The 16,369-nt window shown below is 65.1% G+C and carries 18 protein-coding genes; 3 read left to right on the top strand and 15 right to left on the bottom strand.

Going from position 1 to position 16,369, the window contains the following annotated elements:
* Nucleotides 1-10: 10 nt before the first annotated feature.
* From ACP16H_RS03980 to alr, 5 genes are all read right to left on the bottom strand, one after another.
* Nucleotides 11-454, bottom strand: a complete 444-nt coding sequence (locus ACP16H_RS03980; RefSeq protein WP_425070958.1) for a paraquat-inducible protein A — start codon at nucleotides 452-454, stop codon at nucleotides 11-13.
* A gap of 78 nt (nucleotides 455-532) precedes the next feature.
* The gene (locus ACP16H_RS03975) at nucleotides 533-919 is read right to left on the bottom strand and encodes a hypothetical protein (RefSeq protein WP_425070957.1); all 387 of its coding nucleotides are present in this window, start codon (nucleotides 917-919) and stop codon (nucleotides 533-535) included.
* Between the two features lie 57 nt (nucleotides 920-976).
* The gene (locus ACP16H_RS03970; protein ID WP_425070956.1) at nucleotides 977-1,723 is read right to left on the bottom strand and encodes an ABC transporter ATP-binding protein; all 747 of its coding nucleotides are present in this window, start codon (nucleotides 1,721-1,723) and stop codon (nucleotides 977-979) included.
* A gap of 73 nt (nucleotides 1,724-1,796) precedes the next feature.
* On the bottom strand, nucleotides 1,797-2,579 hold the full coding sequence (locus ACP16H_RS03965; RefSeq protein ID WP_425070955.1) for an MlaE family ABC transporter permease: 783 nt from the start codon (nucleotides 2,577-2,579) through the stop codon (nucleotides 1,797-1,799).
* Nucleotides 2,576-3,613 carry an alanine racemase gene (gene alr, locus ACP16H_RS03960; RefSeq protein WP_425070954.1) on the bottom strand — a complete coding sequence of 346 codons (1,038 nt, stop codon included), beginning with the start codon at nucleotides 3,611-3,613 and terminating at the stop codon, nucleotides 2,576-2,578. Before alr ends, ACP16H_RS03965 begins: the two co-directional genes overlap by 4 nt.
* Nucleotides 3,614-3,727: 114 nt before the next feature.
* Between alr and ACP16H_RS03955 the strand changes: the two genes are divergently transcribed.
* Nucleotides 3,728-4,495: an adenosylcobinamide-GDP ribazoletransferase gene (locus tag ACP16H_RS03955; RefSeq protein WP_425070953.1), complete on the top strand. Its 768-nt coding sequence runs from the start codon at nucleotides 3,728-3,730 to the stop codon at nucleotides 4,493-4,495.
* Nucleotides 4,496-4,525: 30 nt separating this feature from the next.
* On the opposite strand, the gene ACP16H_RS03950 is transcribed toward ACP16H_RS03955, so the two are convergent.
* Both ACP16H_RS03950 and ACP16H_RS03945 read right to left on the bottom strand, forming a co-directional pair.
* Nucleotides 4,526-6,001 carry a replicative DNA helicase gene (locus ACP16H_RS03950; protein ID WP_425070952.1) on the bottom strand — a complete coding sequence of 492 codons (1,476 nt, stop codon included), beginning with the start codon at nucleotides 5,999-6,001 and terminating at the stop codon, nucleotides 4,526-4,528.
* Nucleotides 6,002-6,255: 254 nt separating this feature from the next.
* Nucleotides 6,256-6,921, bottom strand: coding sequence for an orotate phosphoribosyltransferase (locus ACP16H_RS03945; protein WP_425070951.1), 666 nt, complete (start codon nucleotides 6,919-6,921; stop codon nucleotides 6,256-6,258).
* Between the two features lie 136 nt (nucleotides 6,922-7,057).
* Between ACP16H_RS03945 and ACP16H_RS03940 the strand changes: the two genes are divergently transcribed.
* The gene (locus tag ACP16H_RS03940; protein ID WP_425070950.1) at nucleotides 7,058-7,516 is read left to right on the top strand and encodes a thiol-disulfide oxidoreductase DCC family protein; all 459 of its coding nucleotides are present in this window, start codon (nucleotides 7,058-7,060) and stop codon (nucleotides 7,514-7,516) included.
* Nucleotides 7,517-7,529: 13 nt separating this feature from the next.
* On the opposite strand, the gene ACP16H_RS03935 is transcribed toward ACP16H_RS03940, so the two are convergent.
* The 3 genes from ACP16H_RS03935 to pyrC form a co-directional block, all read right to left on the bottom strand.
* Nucleotides 7,530-7,997 carry a DUF6647 family protein gene (locus tag ACP16H_RS03935; RefSeq protein ID WP_425070949.1) on the bottom strand — a complete coding sequence of 156 codons (468 nt, stop codon included), beginning with the start codon at nucleotides 7,995-7,997 and terminating at the stop codon, nucleotides 7,530-7,532.
* Nucleotides 7,998-8,190: 193 nt separating this feature from the next.
* Nucleotides 8,191-8,661, bottom strand: a complete 471-nt coding sequence (locus ACP16H_RS03930) for a hypothetical protein (RefSeq protein ID WP_425070948.1) — start codon at nucleotides 8,659-8,661, stop codon at nucleotides 8,191-8,193.
* A gap of 113 nt (nucleotides 8,662-8,774) precedes the next feature.
* Nucleotides 8,775-9,809, bottom strand: coding sequence for a dihydroorotase (pyrC, locus tag ACP16H_RS03925; RefSeq protein WP_425070947.1), 1,035 nt, complete (start codon nucleotides 9,807-9,809; stop codon nucleotides 8,775-8,777).
* 103 nt (nucleotides 9,810-9,912) lie between these two features.
* Here pyrC and ACP16H_RS03920 point away from each other — a divergent pair, with 103 nt between their 5' ends.
* Nucleotides 9,913-10,188, top strand: coding sequence for a hypothetical protein (locus tag ACP16H_RS03920; protein WP_425070946.1), 276 nt, complete (start codon nucleotides 9,913-9,915; stop codon nucleotides 10,186-10,188).
* 6 nt (nucleotides 10,189-10,194) lie between these two features.
* Here the strand turns inward: ACP16H_RS03920 and ACP16H_RS03915 are convergent, their stop codons facing one another.
* The 5 genes from ACP16H_RS03915 to ACP16H_RS03895 form a co-directional block, all read right to left on the bottom strand.
* Nucleotides 10,195-11,157: a phosphoadenosine phosphosulfate reductase gene (locus tag ACP16H_RS03915; protein WP_425070945.1), complete on the bottom strand. Its 963-nt coding sequence runs from the start codon at nucleotides 11,155-11,157 to the stop codon at nucleotides 10,195-10,197.
* A 183-nt stretch (nucleotides 11,158-11,340) separates the two neighbouring features.
* Nucleotides 11,341-12,396, bottom strand: a complete 1,056-nt coding sequence (locus tag ACP16H_RS03910) for a glycosyltransferase family 2 protein (protein ID WP_425070944.1) — start codon at nucleotides 12,394-12,396, stop codon at nucleotides 11,341-11,343.
* A gap of 90 nt (nucleotides 12,397-12,486) precedes the next feature.
* Nucleotides 12,487-13,236 carry an FkbM family methyltransferase gene (locus tag ACP16H_RS03905; RefSeq protein WP_425070943.1) on the bottom strand — a complete coding sequence of 250 codons (750 nt, stop codon included), beginning with the start codon at nucleotides 13,234-13,236 and terminating at the stop codon, nucleotides 12,487-12,489.
* A gap of 1 nt (nucleotide 13,237) precedes the next feature.
* Nucleotides 13,238-15,715 (bottom strand): glycosyltransferase family 2 protein, encoded by a 2,478-nt coding sequence (locus tag ACP16H_RS03900; RefSeq protein ID WP_425070942.1) that lies wholly within the window; start codon nucleotides 15,713-15,715, stop codon nucleotides 13,238-13,240.
* Nucleotides 15,715-16,359, bottom strand: a complete 645-nt coding sequence (locus tag ACP16H_RS03895) for a sulfotransferase (protein ID WP_425070941.1) — start codon at nucleotides 16,357-16,359, stop codon at nucleotides 15,715-15,717. The genes ACP16H_RS03900 and ACP16H_RS03895 overlap by 1 nt, the downstream gene beginning before the upstream one ends.
* Nucleotides 16,360-16,369 lie beyond the last annotated feature (10 nt).

Here is a 16,369-nt window from a genome sequence, read left to right as displayed (position 1 = left end):
TCGGACAGCGTCAGCTGTCCGAAACCGTTTTCAGGCGCTTGGCTTCGATGGCGCCGAGGATGACGGAGCCGAGGATAAGCGCGGTGAAAAGGTACAGGCCCCAGGCGGTTTCCAGCCGACCGACGCCAAGGCCCTTGGCCAGGGTCACATAGAGCGCGATCAGGAAGATGTCGGCCATGGCGAACTTGCCCAGGATGTTCAGCGCCGGCAAGGCGCGGCGGTCCAGCAGGTCGAACTGGATCAGCGCAAGGCCGAGTGTCTTCAGCATCGGGGCAAAGAGAGCGAAAGCAGTGACGACCAAGGCAAGAAAAACGTCGGTTTTCCACAGCGATTGCAGTCCGGAGATGACAGAAATCTCGGACATGCCGAAGAGCGGCAGTAGGCCCGCGCGCATCAGGGGGGCGAACCACGATAACGGGTAGAGGATCAGGAAGGAGAGGTTGAGCCAGCGCATATCAGTCAGATCGTCAGTAGGAGGCTTTGCCGCAAGGTGGGAAAGCGTTCGTTCCTTTCCCCCTGTGGCGGTCATGCCTTAGGACGTCCACCACCAAAGTGCGACGATCCCCAGCATCATGGCGAGGTGGACCCAATCCAATACACGCCAGCGGGCGCGCGGGGTGATCGAGCAGATGAGGAAGACCGTCGAGGGCACCAGCAGGGCCGCCATGCCGCCGCCGCCAGCCATGAACTGGGCGTAGGTGACGTAGAGCGGTCCTTCGTTCCAGCCGTAAGCCGGTGCGAAGGTGGTCAGGACGCCGCCGCCCGCGAGGATAAGCGTCACCAGTGCGGGCCAGCGCGCGATGCCGCGTCCGACGATCACGCGGATCAGCGCCAGCAGTGCGAGGAGTTCGAGGTAGACGAACTTCTTGATGAAGAAGAAGGCCGCCACTTCGGGCGGTGGTTGGAACAGGCTTTCCATCGGGGTCCCCACTTGGCGTGGTGCCTTGTGCCACCGGGGCGCGCGGGTGGCAACGGGTCAGCGTACTGCCGCGATCGGGCCAGTGGGAGAGCCGTGGATGAACTGGTCCACGTAAGGATCGCCCGAAGAGTCGAGGCTGGCCACCGGGCCAGTCCACTGGATCTGGCCGCCGTGCAGCATGGCGACATTGTCGGCGATGGCGCGGACGGAGGTCATGTCGTGGGTGATGGTCATGGCCGTTGCGCCCATTTCCACCACGATCTCGCGGATCAGGTCGTTGATGACGCCCGCCATGATCGGGTCGAGGCCGGTGGTGGGTTCGTCGAAGAAGATGATCTCGGGCTCGGCGGCGATGGCGCGGGCGAGGCCCACGCGTTTTTGCATCCCGCCCGAGAGTTCGGCGGGGAAGAGGTCGGCCACGTCCGGGGTCAGGCCGACGCGGCGGAGTTTCTCGATGGCGATCTCGCGCGCCTCGTTGGTCGGACGCTTAAGTGAACCGCGCAGCAGGCGGAAGGCGACGTTCTGCCAGACGGGGAGCGAGTCAAACAGCGCTCCGCCCTGGAACAGCATGCCGAAGCGGGCGAGGAAGGCGTCGCGGTCCTGCGTCGTCACGTCCTGACCGTCGAGCGTGATGGTGCCTGCGTCGGGGGTGACGAGGCCCAGGACGCACTTCAGGAGCACGGATTTGCCGGTGCCGGAGCCGCCGATGATGACCATGGAGGTGCCCTTGGGGATGGTCAGGTCGACGCCTTGCAGGACGTGTTTGGGGCCAAAGGATTTGCGGACCGCGTCGAGGGTTATCACGTCCGGCCTCCGTTCTGGTGGAGGGCGGGCATGAGTATTTCGACCAAGAAGAAGCAGGGGCGCGGGGCAGGGATCATAGCGAGAAGAAGGCCCCCGTCAGCAGGAAGTTGGCGGCGAGGATCAGGATGGCGGCGGCTTCGACGCTGCCCTTGGTGGCGGCGCCCACGCCCTGTGCGCCACGGCCCGATGCCATGCCGTAGTAGCAGCCCATGGTGGCAGCGATGCCGCCGAAGATGCAGCCCTTTGCCAGCGAGGAGATGATGTCGAGGGGTTCGAGGAAGTCGACCGTGTTCTTGAGGTAGGCGGCGGCGTTGAAGCCGAGCGAGCCGGTGGCGACGGCCCAGCCGCCGAAGATGCCGATGACGTCGCCCACGGCGACCAGCAGGGGGACGACCAGCAGCGCGGCCAGAAGGCGTGGCGCGACGAGGTATTTCATCGGGTTGGTGGAGAGCGTGACGAGGGCGTCGATCTGCTCGGTCACCTTCATGGTGGCGATTTCCGCAGCGATGGAGGAGGTGACGCGGGCGGCGATCATCAGGCCGACGAGGACGGGACCCAGTTCGCGCACCATGCCGATGGCAACGATCTGGGGAACCACGGCCTCGGCGTTGAAACGCGCGCCGCCGGAGTAGATCTGTAGCGCCAGCGCGCCGCCAGTGAAGACGGCGGTCATGCCCACGACGGGCAGGGACAGCCAGCCGATGTTCAGCAGTGCCAGCGCCAGTTCACGCGGGTAATAGGGCGGGCGGACGATGTGGCTGAGCGCGCGCAGGGCAAAGAGCGCCACGCGTCCGATGGCGGCCAGAAGGCTCAGCGTGGCGCGCCCCAGCGCACCAAGGGGCGCGAGAAGGGTCATCCGCCGATATAGACGCGGTCGTAGCGGGCGCCGAGCGAGGTCAGGATTTCGTAGCCGATGGTGCCGGCCCAGTCGGCGAGGGTGTCGACGCCCTGGTGCAGGCCGAGCAGTTCCACGGTCTCGGGCGTGCCGTCGACGCCGGTCAGGTCGACGGCGATGAGGTCCATGGAAATGCGGCCGAGGATCTTGGCGCGGTGCTCGCCCACCCAGACGTGGGCCTGCGGTCCCATGGCGCGATGGATGCCGTCGGCGTAGCCGCTGGCGATGGTCGCGACGCGGGTCGGTTTCTGGGCGACCCAGGAGTTGCCGTAGCCGACGGTCTCGCCCGCGAGGACCTCGCGGGTCTGGATGACGGGAATGTCGAGCCGGACCACGGGGCGCGCATCGACGAAGGGCATGCCGCCATAAAGGCCGATGCCGGGGCGGGTCAGGTCGAAGTGGTAATCCTCTCCCAGCAGGATGCCGCCCGTGGCGGACAGCGAGCGCGGCGCGTCGATGCCGTCGGTCATGGCGGTGAACTGCGCCAGTTGCTGACGGTTCATGGCGTGGTCGGGTTCATCGGCGCAGGCGAGGTGGCTCATGACGAGGCGCGGGTTCTGCGCCAGCGCTATGTCGCGCAGGGCAGACCATTCGGCGGGCTCCATCCCGAGGCGGTTCATGCCGCTGTCGAGCTGAATGCCGAAGGGGTGACCAGGCAGGCCCTCGACATGGCACAGCATCTGGTCGATGGAATTGATCATCGGCACGAGGTTGGCGTCGCGGATCAGGCCTAGGTCGCCGGGCATATGGCCGGAAAACACGCAGATCTCGACCCCGGGACCGAGGGTGCGGCGGAGTTTCGCGCCCTCTTCGGCGACGGCGACAAAGAAGGTGCGCGCGCCCGCCTGTGCCAGTGCTGTGGCGACGCGATCCGCGCCCAGCCCGTAGCTGTCGGCCTTTACCACCGCCCCGGTTTCCGACTGGGAAAGGGCGTTCAGGCTCTGCCAGTTGTCGCAGAGCGCGTCGAGATCGATTGTCAGTTTCGCCTGTGCCATGGCGCCTGTGTTTGCCCTCTTGGCGTTCGGGGTCAAGAGGGAAATGGCGCGGCGATAACGGCTTGTGAGGGGATTTGGCGCAACTATGCTGGTCATGGTGAACGGTGAAGGATCATGATGAACGGGCTGCGACTGGAAGCCACGCTCTTGCAGCTGGCGCTGTACGACGTGACGCGGCGGGTGGCCGTGCCACGCATCGGGGGCGTCGACGACCTGCGGGTCAGGGCGCTGCGCCATGCGCCGCTGGCGGGGGCACTGGTCGGGCTTGGCGGGGCGCTGGCGCTTTGGCTGGGGGCGGTGGTGCTTGGTCCTGCGGTGGGGGCGATGCTGTCGCTGATCGTTGTGGTGTTCATGACACGCGGGTGGGGGTGGCGCGGTTTCGCCGCGACCTTTGACGCCCTAGCGTCGGGGCGGCGCAGAACAGAAGTGTTGGCGCGCATGTCGCTGCCCGGGCTGGACGGTGCAGGCGGGCTGGCGCTGGTTCTGGGGATCGGCCTTTACGCGGCGCTGCTGTCCGGGCTTCCGGCTGAGGTTGCCGGAGTGGCGCTGATCACGGTGCTGGGGCTGGGGCAGATGGCGCGGGTGCATGTCAAGGCCACGACGCTGGCCGTGCGGCGCGAGGGGATGAAGGCGCGTCTGTTCGAGGTGACGGACGATGGCTACCGCATGGCGTTGGCGCAGACGCTGCTGCTGTGTGCCGGGCCGGTGCTGGTCTCCGGGCCTGCTGCCGGGTTGGCGGCGGGGCTGGGTGCGGTGGTGTCGGGACAGGTGATGCGCTGGGTCTTCGTCACCCGGCTCGGCGGTTACACGCGCGAGGGGTTGGCGGCGGTGCAGATATGCGCCGAACTGGGCGCGCTGCTGGGCATCGCATTGGTGGCATGAGACAGGGGGGCGCGAGGCCCCCCTGATCGGTCATTCGCCCTGCTGCCAGGGTTTGACGAGGTTGCCGAAGCGGGTGAACTGCGACTCGAACGACAGTTCCACGGTGCCGATGGGGCCGTGACGCTGCTTGCCGATGATGACTTCGGCCTTGGCGTGCAGGCGGGCCATGCGCTCCTGCCATTCCACCATCTTGTCCAGCTCGTGTTCGCCCGGCTTTTCCCGTTCCACGTAGTATTCTTCGCGGAACACGAACATGACGACGTCGGCGTCCTGTTCGATCGAGCCCGATTCCCGAAGGTCGGACAGCTGCGGGCGTTTGTCCTCGCGGCTTTCGACCTGACGCGACAGCTGCGACAGCGCGATGACCGGGATGTTGAGTTCCTTGGCGATGGCCTTCAGCCCCATGGAGATTTCCGCGATTTCCTGCACGCGGTTGTCGGCGGTGCCGCGCAACAGCTGGAGGTAGTCGACGATGATGAGGTCCAGACCGTGCGTCCGCTTCAGGCGGCGCGAGCGGGCGGCGACCTGCGAAATCGGCAGCGCGGGCGTGTCGTCGATGTACAGGGGACAGGCCTCGAGATCCTTCGCCGCCTGCACGAAGCGGCGGAACTCTTCCTCTTCCATGTCGCCCTGACGGATCTTGTGCGAGGAGATTTCCGAGGCCTCGGCAAGGATACGGCCCGCCAGCTGCTCGGCGCTCATTTCGAGGGAGAAGAAGCCAACCACGCCGCCTTCGAGTGCGCCCACCGAACCATCGGGCTTCTGGCCCTTGCGGTAGGCCTTGGCCACGTTGAAGGCGATGTTGGTGGCGAGCGAGGTCTTGCCCATCGACGGACGGCCCGCGAGGATCAGAAGGTCCGAGGGGTGTAGGCCGCCGAGCTTCTTGTCCATGTCGATCAGACCGGTGGAGATGCCCGCCATGCCGCCTTCGCGCTGATAGGCGGCGTTGGCGACGTTCACGGCCTCGGTCACGGCGCGCAGGAAGCTTTGGAAGCCCGATTCCGACTGACCCTGTTCGGCCAGCTTGTACAACTTCTGTTCAGCGGCAACGATCTGTTCGCGCGGCTCCGAGGCGACGTCGACCTTGGCCGCCTGATCGGCGATGTCGCGGCCCAGGCGGATCAGGTCACGGCGGATCGACAGGTCATAGATCATCTGCGCGTAGTCGCGCACGGCAAAGGTGGACACGGCAGAGGCCGCGAGGCGCGCGAGGTAGGCGGCGCCGCCCAGTTCCTGCAATCCCTCGTCGTCGGCCATGAAGGCCTTCAGCGTCACCGGAGAGGCGAGGTTGTTTTTCGCGATCCGCGCGGAGGCGATTTCGAAGATGCGCTTGTGCACCGGGTCGTAGAAATGCTCGGCCCGGATCAACGTGGCGATCCGGTCAAAGATCTCGTTGTCGGTCAGGATCGCGCCCAGCAGCTGCTGCTCGGCTTCGATGGAATGGGGCATGGTGTCGGCCTGCTGGACCTCGACACCCGTCGCATTGATCGTCGTGATCTCGTTCATTTTCTCCCCCATCTGCTCAGGCGGTCCGCCTACCAGAGGTTCCCGCCAGAGGGCAAAATGTATGTTTCTGGGGATAAGCTGCGCCTCGCTTATCGTTACCGCATATTGGCATTTTGCCCGCCGCCCCGTCAACATCTTGACCGGATCGGCGGGGCGACTCGCCGCGCGTTGCGCCTGCGCAACAGGCAAATGCGTTCTGCCAGGCGCTTGTCGCGCGTAAAGAACGCCTTTCCGTAGCGTTAATAATGATTAATTCACGCGCGGGCTGCGCGCCAGGCGTGCGGGTCCTTCAGGAACGACTCGACCTCGGACAGAACGCCCGCGTGTTTGGCCGGTGCTTCGGCCAGGACTTCCCACCAGGTGCAGAGGTGATGCAGCTGCACGCCGTGGTCGCCCAGCGTTTTGATCGTCTCGGGGAAGATGCCGTAGTAGAAGATCACCGCCGTGTGGCCGCAGGTGGCCCCGGTGTCACGGATCGCATCCACGAAGGACAGTTTTGACCCGCCGTCGGTGGTCAGGTCCTCGACCAGCAGGACTCGCTGGCCTTCGGTCATGGCACCTTCGATCCGGGCGTTGCGGCCGTAGCCCTTGGGCTTCTTGCGCACGTAGGTCATGGGCAGGCCCATGCGTTCCGCGACCAGCGCGGCAAAGGGAATGCCCGCGGTTTCGCCGCCCGCGATGTTGTCAAACGCCTCGAAACCCGCGTTGCGCATCACGGTGACCGTCAGGAAATCCATAAGGGTCGAACGGATGCGCGGGAAGGAGATCAGCTTGCGGCAGTCGATGTAGACCGGCGAGAGCTGCCCGGAGGCGAGCTTGAACGGTTCGTCGCCCATGAAGTTCACCGCCTCGATTTCCCACAGCATGCGCGCGGTCAGGCGGGCCATTTCTTCGGCAGTCGGATAGGTCGAGGGGATCATGGGCGGCACTCCTTTGGTTGGCGTGGCCCTTAGCGGGTTTTGCGGTCGGGGAAAAGGGCGTCGGACGCTTTGCCGCCTTGCGCATTGATCGCGCTGATAGAAGGCTGTCGGGGCGATGGCCGGAAAGGAGAGGGCAATGCGACCCCGATCACGCTCCGCGTTTTCATGGCGGCTGGACCCTTCGGTGCCGACATTCGACGACAGCCTGTGGCTGGTCGTCATGGACGGCGACTGTGCGCTGTGCTCCGCCACGGCACGGCGCATTGCGCGGCTGGACCGGGATGATCGGGTGCGGATCTGCAGGGCACAATCCCGGCTGGGTCGGGCGCTGCTGGCGCATTTCGGCCTCTCGCCCGACGATCCGGAGTCATGGGTGTTCATCAGGGAAGGGCGTGCCTACGGATCGCTGGATGCCATGATCCGTCTGCTGCCGGGTCTGCATCGCGCGTACTTGCCGTTACGGGCGCTGTCTTGGCTGCCATCCGGCCTGCAAGACTGGCTATACGCGCGCATCGCCCGGAACCGGTATCACTTCGGCAAAACGGATCTCTGCGCCATGCCCGACCCGGAGCTGCGACGGCGGCTTCTGGAGTAGACGCCGCTGCGCGTCAGCAGTCGTCGTACAGATCGCGCCAGATCTCGCGGTTACTCATGGGGTCTGGCAGGTGGCGCTGTTTGAACCACAGACCCCCCATGCGATAAGCCTCCGCCTCTCCTCGCGCGACGCAGGTCCAGGTCTCGGCACCACGGGCGTGCTGCGCGTGGTGGACCAGTTCGTGCAATAGAATTTCCGCCCAAAGGGGGTTCTCGTGCGGGTCGGCGAAGTACTTCGCTCCCTCGATGGTCGTCGCGGGCCGGATGTAGATCGTACCGTCTGCGCCGTCACCTGCGATGTACAGCGCGTTCAGCCGATCCTCGACCCCGTCAGCGGGGGCCTTGTGGGCCTTGCCCTGGTAATACCGGGCGGTCAGGTCTTCGGCGCTGACCTCGACCACCGTCGGGTGGGCAAGATGCGCGGTGTCATAGGTGCTGTTGTCGCCGATCCAGGCAAGCAGCGCGTCGAGAAGCGCGTCCATGGCTGGCTCCCTTTTCTGTCCCTCGACCTCTTGAAGGTCATTGGGATCAGCCTAAAACCTATGGGTTTTCGATTTCAATAAAAGGTTCCCGGGACATGTGCTTATTTCCGGCTTTCGACGGTAAGCGTATGTAAAAGATGAACAATTGTTCCGCAAAAATTTGCCGACACGGCAGGGCGCATGACGTTATGGTTCAACAGCGTGCGTAGATCGCGGCCCAGAAATTGCGGTTCGGCAGCGGGTCGGTGACGTGGCGCTGGCGCAGGTAAATGCCGCCCAGACCGTAAGCTTCCGCCTCGCCCATGGCGACGCAGGCGTATCCCTCGACGGCTCCGGACATGTGTTGCACGTGGTGCACCAGTTCATGCAGCAGGATTTCGCGCCACAGGGGATTGTCATGCGGGTCTTCGAAGTGCCCGGCATCGGCCACAGCCTTGGGCGCGAGGATATAGACGGTTCCATGCGGCCCGTCGCCGGCCGCATAAAGCGCGTTCAGCCGTTCGTCGATGCCACTGTCGGGCATCAGGTGGGCCACGCCGCTGTAGAACTCGCGCGTCAGTTGTTGCGGCGAGAGTTCGATCACATCGGGATGGGGCAGGTTGCTTGTGCGATAGGCGGAGTTGTCGCCGATCCAGTCCAGAAGCAAGTCGATCAGTGCATCCATGGGAGCCTCGCGTTGCGGCTCCTCCCTTCGACCAGGATAACACGTCTACGACGTTGGTCGCAGGTCACGGTGGCATGGGGCGGCTGATTGACCGCCCCGTGCCTGCTATTTCATCACGATACCGCCCAGTGCAACGGCATCATGGGGTCAAACACCGTGACGTCGCCGTCTTCGGTCTCGATCTTGGCCGGGTAGGTGACCGGATTTCCCTTGGTCAGGGTCACGGTATCGCTGCTGACCGGCAGGCCATAGAAACGCGGACCGTTTTCCGAGGCGAAGGCGGCCAGCTTGTCCAGCGCGCCGTCCTGTTCAAACACCTCGGCGAGGATCGAAAGCGTATTCGTCGCGGTGAAGCACCCGGCGCAACCGCAGGCGTTTTCCTTCAGCGGGTCGAGGTGCGGCGCGGAATCCGTGCCAAGGAAGTAGGACGGATCGCCCGAGGTCGCGGCGCGGCGCAGCGCGAGGCGGTGTTCTTCGCGTTTGGCCACGGGCAGGCAGTAGTAATGCGGCTTGATCCCGCCAACGAGGATGGCGTTGCGATTGATGACGAGGTGATGCGTGGTGATGGTCGCGCCAAGGGTATCGCCGCCTTCGCGGGCATAATCAGCCCCCTGCGAGGTGGTGATGTGCTCCATCACGACGCGCAGGCCGGGCGTGGCGCGGCGGATCGGGTCGAGGACGCGGTCGATGAACACGGCCTCGCGGTCAAAGATGTCGATGTCGCTGTCCACCACTTCGCCGTGCACGCAAAGCGGCACGCCGTTCTCGGCCATGGCATCCAGCACGGGGCGGACCTTGTCAAAGTCGCGCACGCCCGAGGCCGAGTTCGTGGTCGCGCCCGCCGGGTAGAGTTTGACGGCGGTGATGATGCCGTCCTTATGCGCCTGCACGAGGTCGGCCGCGTCTGTCTCCTCGGTCAGGTAGAGCGTCATCAGCGGCGTGAAGGCGCTGCCCTCGGGGAGCGCCGCCAGGATGCGGTCGCGGTAGGCGGCTGCCTGTGCGCCTGTCACGACCGGCGGCACGAGGTTCGGCATGATGATGGCGCGGCCAAAATGGCGCGCGGTTTCCGGGGCCACGGCACGCAGCATCGCGCCGTCGCGCAGGTGCAGGTGCCAGTCATCGGGGCGGGGGAGCGTGATATGGGTCATGCGATCCCGTTAGCATGACGCAGGCGGACTTCACCAGAGGGGCGTGGTGGGCTATGCCTTTTGCGGTGGAGTGCGGACGTACATGGAAGACGGGGGCAGGAAGATGATCCTGACGTTGATCGCTGGGGCGCTGGCTGGCTGGGGGGCCAAACGGATAGAACCGCAGGTGACAGATCAGCTTTATCGCTGGCTGGGCGACGAAGGCATGATCGCCGATCAGGACCGGGGAGTCGCGGCGCTTCTGGTCTGTTTGTTGACCGCAGCGGCGGTTCTGTCGCTGTTGGGCGAGGGCGGGCGCGTGTTCCTGTTCACCCTGCTGGCGAGCCTGGGGTATTTCCAACAGGAGTTGCGGGATTTCGCACTGAACCGCAAACCCTGACGCGTCTTACAGGACGGTCGGGTCGTCCTCTGGGGCCGTCGGCGTGGCACCTGCCTCGGCCTCCAGCTGGGCCAACCTGCGGCGGAAACGCGGTGCGTTCATGCGGGTCGAGACATTGCGGCACAGCATCCGGGTCAGCAGATCCCGGCGCTCGCCGTCCAGATGCGCCAACAACTTGCGCAGGTAGGGCGGGTAGCCGCGACGCCCGCGGAACATCGCGGCAAAGCGGTCGGGAGTCAGGCTGGCTTCCGCCGTGGCCTGGAGCATCTGCGGCAACAGGTCGAGCATTCTCAGGTCGGTTTGCAGCGCGCCGCCGAAAAACGGCATGCGATAGCGGGCGACGTTGCGCCGTTCGAACAAGGCGGCATGCATGGCATCGAGGCGTTCCCGCGGGTCATACAGCACGTAAACCTGATCGGCAGCGTCCACCATTTCCGGAGCATAGCCGTAGCGCGAGGTGAAGTCGGACCGCCGGTGGTCGGTGAAACGATCATCCCATTCCGTGACCCTGGGATCCAGCGTCGCCTGCGGTTGCAGCGCCAACACCCGCGCGCCCGGCGAGGCAACGGAATAGGCCGCCGCAGCGTAACCGCAGGGGCCCGCGCCGTAGAAGATTACCGTCTCGAACTCGTCAAAGAAGTCGTCGTCAATCAATTGGTCAAAGAAGCCGTAGACCATCGGGTCCCGGAACCAGGTGTCGCCATGCGACAGCAGGGACAGCGACGACCAGCCAAAGTCACGCACCATGTCGAAGCCCAGCGGCGTCCGAGTCTCCGACAGGGCCTCGATTCCGGACATGGTCTCGAAGGACACCAGCAGCGTGTCGCCATCCTCGACAAATATCCCGGCATGGCGCTTGCCCAGCGGTTCCGCGAAACCGTGTTCGTCACCCAGCGCGCGCAAAGCCGCCAGCCACTCGCCACGGGCGAGTTCGGAAAAATCGGGGGAGAAGCCGTTCTGTGCTGCCACGTCGATACCCTCACGCGCCGCACTTCTGGCGGCGTTTCAGGAAACAATGTCCGGCGGAACTGGCAAATTTGTGTCAAACACAGGGTAATTCTGTGCGTAGGGCGCCCGGGCCCCTGCTTCTTTGGTTTGGGAAATACCTCAGGGGGGCTCCGAAGGAGCGGGGGACAGCGTCCCCCTCTGGCGTCAATCCTGGGCGCCGCCCTCGGTCTGGCGGGCCATCGTCGCGTGATGCGCAAGGAACAGCGCGGCATCAAGGGGCACCGGGCGCGCCGGGGGAGTCATCAGGAGCCGCGCGAACAAGGCCCGCATCGGTTCCTGTGCCAACAGCGCTTCGAACCGCTGCTGCCGCCAGCGCACGGCCTTGTCGTGAAGGTCGCCAAGGATCGGATCAGCGCCAAGAGAACCGCGCAGCTCGGTGACGCCGGGCAGGTTCTGGATCGAGGTGTCTTCTTCGACACACCAGTTGCGTTCGACCCAGTAGTCCATGCCGAGTGAATGGTCGGAATGCACGGCACGCCCGCGATCGGCCTTCAGAACATAGCTTTCCATGGCCCCCAGCGGGTAATGGTTCAGCTGCACCAGCCCGTACATGGGACGTCCAAAATTGGAAAAGATCCGTCGGGTCCGGAACTGGTCGTCCAGCGGCGCGCCATTGCCGTCGACCCATCTGGCACTCGGCAGCTTTCCCTCGTCTGGGCCGCGGGGGCGGTGGACACCCAGCTTTCGGTAGGTGCCGTCGTTGCGATAGAGCGTCTTGAACATGGCCGCGCGCCATGGCCAGTGCATGATCTCGGGGGCGGCGTGGGTGAACTGCTGCGTCACCGGCACTTCGGTGTAACGCACCACGCCCGCGTTGCCGAACAGCCGCCACGTCAGGGTGATGGCCGTGGCCTCGGGGCAGGCGGCGATCAACGCGGGCAGGGTACGGTCGCCGACATGGACATTGACGAATTCATCGATGTCGAGCGGGAGCAGCCAGTCGGCGCGTTGTACTGCCTTGCATTTGTCGGCCAGCTTCAGCCCGGTGAACTGGATGCCGCCCTGATCGTAGGGGCCGTCGTTGCGGATGTGGGTGACATGTCCCATCTCGGCCAGCCGGTCGAGCATGGCATCCGTTCCGTCCTGACAGTCGTTCGACAGGGCCACCACGTGATCCACCCCGCAGGCGAGGTGATGTGCCAGCCAGTCCAGCAGGAAGGCGGCTTCGTTTCGGACACAAAGGACGGCGGTAATGGTCATGAGATCAATGTGTTGTGGGTGCGAAGCGTTTTCGGACGAAAACGCTTCGGGGGTGAAGGCTTTTCGACGAAAAGCCTTCACGGGTGGCGATTACCAGCCTTTGCGGAAGGTGACGACCTTGCCTTCGGAGGCCTTCGGATAGAAGGTCAGCCCGGCCTTTTGCATGGCGTCGAACACCGCCTGCACGCCTTTCTGGCCGATCCACTGCGGATGCAGTTCGATCACGGCGCAGCGCAAGCTGGACCAGTCGCCCGCGGGCAGCAGCTCTGCCTCGGCGCCTTCGATGTCGCAGACCAGCACGTCGGGCTGCAGCTCTTCCAGCACCGGTCCGATGGCCTGACGTTCGATCAGGTCCTCGCCGGTGATGGCCTCCTTGTCGATCTCGCCATCCATTGAGGAGGCCAGGAAGTTCTTGCGTATGTAGAACGGCACCGGGTCACCGGCCTCGGGCGAGAGCAGCGCGTTGCGCACTTCGACGTTGTCCACGCCGTTGGCGTCGTGCACCGACTTGATGTAGTCGATCAGCGTCGGGTTGGCCTCGAAGGTCAGGACCTTCTTCACCTTCTTCTTGGCCGCCAGCAGCGTCGACATGTAACCCATGCCCGCGCCCAGTTCGAGAACCGTGTCGCCCGGGTTCACGACCTTCATCACCGCGTCGCATTCCTTGCGCTCGTAGGTGCCTTCCTTCAGCGCCGCGCGCACGCGGCCCACGGTCAGTTCCGGGTGCTTCGGAATCCGCAGCCCGCGCGAGCGCAGGTAGGGATTGCGTTCGGTGGCTGCGGCCACATCGGTCACCGTGGTATCGTCGGTCGCTTCTGCAACGTCGATCTTGCCATCCATGTCAGTTCTCCAGGTCAAGGGCGAGCGCATAGGCCACCCGTTCGGTTTCCGTGAGCTTCAGCGTGAGGGCCTGTTGGTAGAGTTCCTCGAACTCGGGCATCCCATGCAGCTCAGCGGCTTTGGCGCGGTGCCATTCAAAGGCTTTTGCGTGCCATTCCTTCAGGACCGGATCGGCCTTCAGCCGGTCCAGTTCCGCGCGCAACCGGGGCAGGTTGCGCTTGATCGTGATGTCGCGGTGATCGCACCAGTCCATGCGGATCCAGTAGTTGATCCCGATGTTGCGGTCGACGTGCAGGGCGCGGCCGCGCTGGCGTTTCACCAGGTAGCTTTCGGCGGAGCGCAGCGCGTAGTGGTTCAGCTGCACCAGGTCGTAGCCGATGGATTTCTTGGAGGACCGCCAGCCGTTCTTGATCGCCTCGCCGGTCATGTCCTTGCCGGACCCGTTCACCCATTTCACCCGGTCGTCAAATCCGTCGGCCAGCTTGTTCGGGCGATGGCAGGAGATCTTCTCGTAGGCGCCGATATTGGCGAACATGGTCTTGAAGCCCCAGACGGTATGCGGCTTGGGACAGAATTTCGGGGCGCAGGCGTCGAATTGCTCGATCACCGGGCGGTCATCCAGCGCCAGCACGTCGTTGTGGCCGAACAACCGCCAGGTCATTGCCCAGTTTGTCGCATCCGGCGCGGCGGCAAAGAGGTCGTCGAGCGTGCCGTTGCCGGTGCGGATGTTGACGAATTCGTCGACGTCGATATGGGCGATCCACTCGGCGTTCCTGATCACCGGTTCCTCGAGAGCATTGTCCAGCGCGAATTGCTGGGGCGAGTTGCCTTCCCACTTGTCGTTGTTGCGGTGCTGAAGGAGGCCGAGGTCCTGCAGGCGGTCGAGGATCTCGGTCGTGCCGTCCGAGCAGTCGTTGGTGTAGATCAGGAAGTTGTCGAAGCCCACGGCGCGGTGGTAGGCGACCCATTCGAGGATATAGGGGCCTTCGTTCTTCATGCAGCCGACGATGACGCGGCCAGAATTGCCAGCTGGCAATTGGCGCGGTGCGATGGCGGCGTAGTCAGGGCCTTGCACGTCCTCGTTCACCCGGCCCAGCCGGTTGTGCGGCGCAAAGGGCGAGGTCTGGAGTTTCACGAAGTTCTGTTTCGCCAGATCGGGCATCAGCGCGCGGGCGGTGGGCGAGAGGATCGCGTCCACGTCTGCGGGCGCGGTGGGCGGCGCGGCCTCTGCGGCCTCGCGCAGGGTGACGGAGATTGCCGTGGGGGCCGCAGCGGCCATCGCCATGGCGGGGGCCATCGCGTGAGTCATGGCCGGGGCCGCCACCGGGACAGGCGTCGCAGCAGCCAGACGCGCGAGATCGGCGGCCTTGTTGGCCAGTTCTTCCTTGGTCGCCTGGTTGATGCGCCAGCGGAAGGCCATCAGGTATTGCGTTGCGCGGAAGCCGCGCGTGGGATCGGCCTCGGTCCAGTTGTCCAGCGGTGCGTCAGGGGCAATCAGTTCGTCGTCCAGATCATGTTCGACGCAGATCAGCTTGATATCCTTGGCGAAACGCTCGGAGAGGGCATGCAATGTGCCGGGCTCGATGGCGGGGCCATGGACCTTGATCTCGCCCAGGAACTTGCGCCACAGCTGGCGCGGCAGGATCACCTGTTTCAGCGCGAGAAGGCGCAGCACGGCGTCGTTGAACATGCGGCAGCGGGTCAGCCAGGCTGCGGCGGGTTGCTGCGGCGGCTCCCACGGCTCGGCCTTGCCGATGGTGTCGGTGATGCCAAAGGCGGCGCGGGCTTCCTCGGGGGCGTTCTCGGACGTCAGCAGGTCCATGTCCGTGGCGCGGAAGGACATCGTGCCGGGGCCGAACACCGCTTCCCATTCGTATTGCAGGCGTTTGAAATCCAGCCAGAAACACGCGCCCTGCACCTCGCCGAACTGGCCGCCCTGCGGGTCGCACGGGGGCCGCGTGACCAGCGCCGCGTCCCAGAAGGACGGTGCCGCGCAGCAGTCCAGTTCGGCGCTGAGCGAGGTCGAGCGCCCTTCGAGCAGTTGCGCGGCATAGCGGCGGATCAGCAGGCGCGCGGGGTCGTCGAGATGCGCGACGATGCGGATGTCGGTCGAGATCGGGGCCAGCAGCGCCTTCAGCCGTTCCAGTTCCGAGCGGGTCACAAGCGAGCTGCCCAGCTGGTGGGCGGACAGAATCAGCGTGTGACAATTGGCGCGCGCGACTTCCTCGGCCAGCGATCGCGCCACGTCGTCATGCAGGACCTGCTGTTTCTCGGGCGCGATGTAGCCCCGGTTGAAGCGCAGACTGTCGATGTTGTCCGGGTCGGTGACCGCCATGAACAGGCGCGTGTGGTTGCGCGCGCCGGGCGAGCGCGCATAGAGCACGCCCTTGCCAAGCATCTGGTCGCGCTTGGCGTCGAGGATGTGTTGCAGCCGGTCGGCGGTGGCCCCGTCGGGGCCGATATGTACGTAGATCCGCATCAGGCAACCTTGTGTCTTTTGCGTTTCGGATTGGCGTTCTCGCGGCCCCACCAGGGCAGCGCGAGGCCGAGAAAGTCGGAGAGCTGCTCCTGCGCGTCCGGCGCGCCCACGTCGAGTTCGAGGAAATTGTCCCGCCCGGCAAAAACGTCGCGCTGGGTTTGCAGCGTGGATTCGATCCAGTGGATGCGTTCGGACCAGTCCGCGCCGTAGCCATGCGGCAGGCCGGGGATCGTGCCGTCGGCGATGCGGCGGCCAAGGTCGCGCCAGTTGTCCATGCTTTCACACACGTCCTCGGGCGGGCGGGTCGTGGCGACGAATTTGACCTCGGGGTGGCGGTCGCGCATGGCCTTAAGCACCGGGTAGTCGCATTGCGGGAACAGCGACAGGGGCGGGCGCAGGGCGCTGATCTCGGTCAGGGCGTCGTAAAAGGTCAGGCGTCCCAGCGGGTCGCCATCGTCGTACCAGCCCGCGTAAAGGCTGAGCGCGACAAAGGTGTTGCGCACGCGGCGGTCGGTTGTGTCGTCCTCGCGGACGCGGTGGTCGGCGGCGAACAGCCCCGCCTCGCGCAGGGCGCGGGCCAGCGTGGTGGTCCCGGTCTTCGGCAGGCCGAGGTTGACGATCTTCAGGCGTGAGGCGCGGGTCATGCGGCGTCCT

Origin of the sequence: Sagittula sp. S175, assembly GCF_049800975.1 — a bacterium.
Lineage (GTDB): Bacteria > Pseudomonadota > Alphaproteobacteria > Rhodobacterales > Rhodobacteraceae > Sagittula.
Note: the sequence above shows the minus strand (reverse complement) of the source record. Positions and strands in the feature narration are given on the sequence as shown.

What these genes read in the sequence shown, in the direction of transcription:
- ACP16H_RS03935 (WP_425070949.1), bottom strand. Translation starts at nt 7,997, where the DNA reads ATGGACGCGCTTCTCGACGCGCTGCTTGCCTGGATCGGCGACAACAGC.
- ACP16H_RS03980 (WP_425070958.1), bottom strand. Translation starts at nt 454, where the DNA reads ATGCGCTGGCTCAACCTCTCCTTCCTGATCCTCTACCCGTTATCGTGG.
- ACP16H_RS03930 (WP_425070948.1), bottom strand. Translation starts at nt 8,661, where the DNA reads ATGGATGCACTGATCGACTTGCTTCTGGACTGGATCGGCGACAACTCC.
- ACP16H_RS03900 (WP_425070942.1), bottom strand. Translation starts at nt 15,715, where the DNA reads ATGCGGATCTACGTACATATCGGCCCCGACGGGGCCACCGCCGACCGG.
- ACP16H_RS03905 (WP_425070943.1), bottom strand. Translation starts at nt 13,236, where the DNA reads ATGGATGGCAAGATCGACGTTGCAGAAGCGACCGACGATACCACGGTG.
- ACP16H_RS03945 (WP_425070951.1), bottom strand. Translation starts at nt 6,921, where the DNA reads ATGATCCCCTCGACCTATCCGACTGCCGAAGAAATGGCCCGCCTGACC.
- pyrC (WP_425070947.1), bottom strand. Translation starts at nt 9,809, where the DNA reads ATGACCCATATCACGCTCCCCCGCCCCGATGACTGGCACCTGCACCTG.
- ACP16H_RS03895 (WP_425070941.1), bottom strand. Translation starts at nt 16,359, where the DNA reads ATGACCCGCGCCTCACGCCTGAAGATCGTCAACCTCGGCCTGCCGAAG.
- ACP16H_RS03920 (WP_425070946.1), top strand. Translation starts at nt 9,913, where the DNA reads ATGATCCTGACGTTGATCGCTGGGGCGCTGGCTGGCTGGGGGGCCAAA.
- ACP16H_RS03910 (WP_425070944.1), bottom strand. Translation starts at nt 12,396, where the DNA reads ATGACCATTACCGCCGTCCTTTGTGTCCGAAACGAAGCCGCCTTCCTG.
- alr (WP_425070954.1), bottom strand. Translation starts at nt 3,613, where the DNA reads ATGGCACAGGCGAAACTGACAATCGATCTCGACGCGCTCTGCGACAAC.
- ACP16H_RS03955 (WP_425070953.1), top strand. Translation starts at nt 3,728, where the DNA reads ATGATGAACGGGCTGCGACTGGAAGCCACGCTCTTGCAGCTGGCGCTG.
- ACP16H_RS03940 (WP_425070950.1), top strand. Translation starts at nt 7,058, where the DNA reads ATGCGACCCCGATCACGCTCCGCGTTTTCATGGCGGCTGGACCCTTCG.
- ACP16H_RS03975 (WP_425070957.1), bottom strand. Translation starts at nt 919, where the DNA reads ATGGAAAGCCTGTTCCAACCACCGCCCGAAGTGGCGGCCTTCTTCTTC.
- ACP16H_RS03950 (WP_425070952.1), bottom strand. Translation starts at nt 6,001, where the DNA reads ATGAACGAGATCACGACGATCAATGCGACGGGTGTCGAGGTCCAGCAG.
- ACP16H_RS03965 (WP_425070955.1), bottom strand. Translation starts at nt 2,579, where the DNA reads ATGACCCTTCTCGCGCCCCTTGGTGCGCTGGGGCGCGCCACGCTGAGC.